3 protein-coding genes are annotated in these 4,264 nt (G+C 75.7%); all 3 read right to left on the bottom strand.

The annotated features are described in order from the left end of the window. Nucleotides 1–2,256, bottom strand: a 2,256-nt coding sequence (locus OUY22_RS35885) for a non-ribosomal peptide synthetase (protein ID WP_270159775.1), incomplete at its 3' end; no start/stop codon positions are given. A 12-nt stretch (nt 2,257–2,268) separates the two neighbouring features. Continuing rightward, nucleotides 2,269–2,463 carry an MbtH family protein gene (locus OUY22_RS35890; protein WP_270159776.1) on the bottom strand — a complete coding sequence of 65 codons (195 nt, stop codon included), beginning with the start codon at nt 2,461–2,463 and terminating at the stop codon, nt 2,269–2,271. A gap of 1 nt (nt 2,464) precedes the next feature. Continuing rightward, nucleotides 2,465–4,264: KR domain-containing protein (locus tag OUY22_RS35895; protein WP_270159777.1), on the bottom strand; the 1,800-nt coding region annotated here is incomplete at its 5' end.

Genomic DNA, 4,264 nt, shown 5'->3' on the forward strand with positions numbered 1-4,264 from the left:
GAGCATGGTGGCGGCGTCGGCCGGCACGCGGTAGGCGGTCGACCAGATGGTGGTCTCGGTGGGCCCGTAGAAGTTCCACAGCTCCCCGGTCGCCTTGAGCAGCCGCGCCGCCAGGTCGACGGGCAGCGGCTCGCCGCCGAGGATGGCGCGCGGCAGGCCGGGCGGCAGGTGGTCGGCGATCAGCCCCGCCACGGACGGGGTGAGCTGGACCAGGTCCACCCCCTCGGCCGCGCGCCCGGCCTCCCGGGGCACGCGGGAGGCGTCGTCGGGGGCGACGACGAGGGTGCCGCCGGACAGCAGCGGCGTGAAGATCTCCAGCGCGGCGATGTCGAAGGACAGCGACGTCATGAGCAGGGCGCTGCCGCCGCCGAGCCGGCGCACGACGTCGGTGACCAGGTTGACGACCCCGCGGTGGGGCACCTCGACGCCCTTGGGGCGGCCGGTCGAGCCGGAGGTGTAGATGAGGTAGGCCAGGTCGTCGGGGCTGACCCGTACCGGCGGCGCGGGCGGCGCGTCCTCGGCAGGCCGGTCCAGCAGGAGCGTGCGCGGCAGTCCGCCGGGCAGGTCCGCGGCCAGCCGCGAGTCCGTGATGAGCAGGCCCGCGCCGGAGTCGGACAGGAGGTAGGTCAGCCGCTCGGCGGGGTAGGCCGGGTCCAGCGGCAGGTAGTGCCCGCCGGCCCGCAGCACCGCCAGCAGCGCCACGATCAGGGCGGGGTCGCGCGGCAGGCACAGCGCCACGCACGTGCCGGGGCCGACCCCGGCCGCCGCCAGCCGCCCGGCCAGCGCGCCGACGCGTGCGTCCAGCTCGGCGTAGGTGAGGCCGCCGCCGCTCAGGTCGCGGACGGCGACCGCGCCGGGGGTGCGGGCGGCCTGCTCGGCGACCAGCTCGTGCAGGGCCCGCTCGGGGTACGGCGCCGCCGTGGCGTTCCAGGCGGTCAGGACCTCCCGTTCCCGCTCGGGGGTCATCAGCGGCAGCCGCGACAGGCGGACGGCCGGGTCGGCGACGACGGCCTCCAGGACCAGCCGGTACGCCTCGGCCAGCCGCTCGACCGTGCCGGCGTCGTACAGCTCGGTGCTGTACTCGAAGTAGAGGCTCGCACCCGAGGGGGTCCTGACCACGTCGAGGCCGAGGTCCTGCTGAGCGGTGCCGTTGGGGAACTGGCCGCGCGAATCCATCGGCAGCAGGTTGAAGCCGATCTGGTACAGCGGGGTGCGGCTGGGGTCGCGGGCCGGCCGCAGCGCCTCCACCAGCCGGTCGAACGGCACGTCGGCGTGGTCCAGCGCCTCCAGCACGGTGCCGCGCACCCGGTCCAGCAGTTCGTCGAAGGACGGGTCGCCGGACAGGTCGGTGCGCAGCACCAGCGTGTTCACGAACATGCCGATGACCGGCTCGAACTCGGGCAGGTCCCGGCCGGCCACCGGCGTGCCGGCCACGACGTCGTCCCCGCCGCCCCACCGGGCGAGCAGCGCCTTGAACCCGGCCAGCAGCACCATGAACAGGGTGGCGCCGCGCCGGCGCGCCAGCTCCTCCAGCGCCTCGGCGAGGCCAGGGGGCAGGGCGCAGGCGTACTCGGCGCCGGCGTGGCCGCGGGCGGCCGGGCGCGGCCGGTCGGTGGGCAGCCCGGTGTCGCCGGGCAGCCCGGCCAGCCGTTCGCGCCAGTAGCCGAGCTGGGCCTCCAGGACGCCGCCGGCCAGGTGTTCGCGCTGCCAGGCGGCGTAGTCGGCGTACTGGATGGGCAGCTCGGGCAGGACCGGCTCGCGGCCCTCGGCGAGCGCGTCGTGCAGCTCCTCCAGCTCGCGGGCGAGGACGACGGCCGAGCGGGCGTCGAACACCGCGTGGTGCACGACCAGCACGATGCGGTGCAGGTCGTCGCGCATGCGGACCAGCCGCGCCCGCCACAGCGGCGGCCGGTCCAGCGCGAACGGCCTGCGGGCCTCGGCCGCCGCGAGCGCGCGGAACTCGTCCTCGGCGCGCTCGGGCGGCAGGCCGCGCAGGTCCGTGCAGGGCAGCGTGACCGGCAGGTCCACCTGGACGACCTGGACCAGATCGCCGTCCTCGACCGTCAGCGAGGTGCGCAGCGTCTCGTGCCTGGCCACCACCCGGCGCAGCACCGTCAGGCACCGCTCCGGGTCGCTCGGCCCGGACAGCTCGAACACCCCGTTGACGTGGTGGGCGGGCACGTCCGGGTCGAGCCTGGCCAGGAACCACAGGCGTTCCTGCGCGTACGAGGCGGGGAAGACGTAGGTGCCGGTCAAGCCGGTTCCCTCCTAACCTTCGCGAAGGGCCTCGCGCAGGCTGCGCGGGCGCATGTCGGTCCAGACCTGCTCGATGTGGTCGAGGCAGCTCTGCTTGGCGCCCTCGAACCCGCTCTCCCGCCAGCCCTCGGGCACGGGGCGGTCGGCGAACCAGATCGAGTACTGCTCCTCGTCGTTGACCACGACCTTGTACTGGCCGTCCCGCATGTCAGTGCCTTTCCGTCCGGGGGAGCCTGCTGATGGTGGTGGTGGTGCTGGGGGCCTGCTGCTTGCCGCGCAGCTCCTCCACGAGCGCGGCCATCCCGGCCACGGTCGGCACCTGGAAGAGGCTGCGCATCGGCAGCCGGACCCCGACCTTCTTCCTGATGAGCGCGATGAGCTGGACCGCGACCAGGGAGTTGCCGCCCAGTTCGAAGAAGTCCTGCTCGACGCTGACCTGGCGGGCGCCGAGCACCTCGCCCCACAGGCCGGCGAGCGTGCTCTCCAGCTCGTTGCGGGGCGCGACGTGGTCGTCCGGGAGCGCCTCGGCGCCGCCGGCCGCGGCGGCCGCGTCCAGCTCTCCGGCGACCGTGTCCTGGGTCAGCTCGCGCACGCCGGCCACGAACTCGGGCAGGTCGGTGGCGTTGACCACGACCTGCGGGCCGAGCCGGGCGGCGAGCACGCGGCGGAACGCCTCGGCGCCTTCGGCCGGGCTGATGCCGCGCTTGGTCCCGTCCACGTCGAGCGCCTGGCCGGCGGCCGCCGACTCCTCGTCGACGGTGACCTCCTCGGCCTGCCGCCGGGCGCCCTCGCCGACGGTGCGGGTGACGGCCTCCTTGTCGATGCGCCGCAGCACGAAGTCGGCGATGGTGACCACCGCCTCGCCCGCGTCGTCGTACAGGGTGAGGTCGGCGGCGATGACCTCGCCGCCGCCGGTGTCGCGCAGCCGGGCGTGGCTCCACACGCCGGCCGGGAGCGGCGCGTGCACGGTGACGCGGCCGTAGCCCAGGGGCAGGTAGCTGTGGGTGCCGGAGACCGAGATGAACGCGGTCGCCTCGTCCAGCAGCGCCGGGTGCAGCGGCAGCCCGGCCAGGTCGGCGGCCACGTCGGAGCCGGCCTCCAGGCGGGCGAGCTGTTCGTCGCCGCCCTGCCGGACCGAGCGCAGGCTGTTCCAGCGGGGGCCGAAGGTGACCAGGCCGGAGGCGGAGGCGAACGGGCTCGGCCCGTCCTCGCCGCCGTAGGCGCACCGCTGCCGGGCGCCCGGCAGGTCGGACTGCGGGGGTTCCGCGGCGACCCAGGCGGCCGTGCCGCGGGCGTGCTGGTTGCTCTCGCCGCCGGTCACGCTGACGATCTCGAACTCCACGCCGTCGCCCGCCGGGGTGAGCAGCACCCGCAGTTCGGCGGTGGCGCCGTCGGCGACCGACAGCGGGGTGACGAACGCGACGTCACGCAGCTCGATCACGTGGCCGGGGCCGGGGGCGGGGACGGCGGCCTCGAACGCGGCGCGGGCCGTCTCCAGGTAGCCGGTGCCGGGCATGACCGGCACGCCCGCGACCCGGTGCTCGTCGAGCAGCCAGTGCGTGGCCGGGGAGAGCGTGGCCGCGTACCAGGGCCTGCGGCCGGCGCTCTCGTGCCGGTGGGCGATGACCGGGTGCTCGACCTTGGTGACGCGGTCGCCGCGCTGCAGCGCGCGGAACGCGGCCGGCGCGGCCACCTCCGCGGCCATGCCGACCTCCAGCCAGGCGCCCCAGTTGACCGAGACGACCCGGCCGGGCCAGGCGTGCGCGCAGGCGTCCATGAAGGCGTTGGCGCCGCAGTAGTCGACCTGGCCGAACCCGCCGGCCACGGCGGTGACGGAGGAGCACAGCAGGATGAAGTCGAGCGGCAGGTCGCCGAAGACCTCGCGCACCGCCAGCGTGCCCGCGATCTTCGGGGCCATGACGGCCTCGGCCGCCTCCCGCTCCTTGACCTCGGCCATGCCGCCGCCGGGGACGCCGGCCGCGTGCACGACGCCGTCGACGCGGCCGAA

It is taken from the genome of Nonomuraea corallina, assembly GCF_027620315.1.
In the GTDB taxonomy this organism is placed as follows: Bacteria; Actinomycetota; Actinomycetes; order Streptosporangiales; family Streptosporangiaceae; genus Nonomuraea; species Nonomuraea corallina.

Coding starts and splice junctions, on each gene's coding strand:
- OUY22_RS35890 (WP_270159776.1), bottom strand. CDS start 2,463: ATGCGGGACGGCCAGTACAAGGTCGTGGTCAACGACGAGGAGCAGTAC.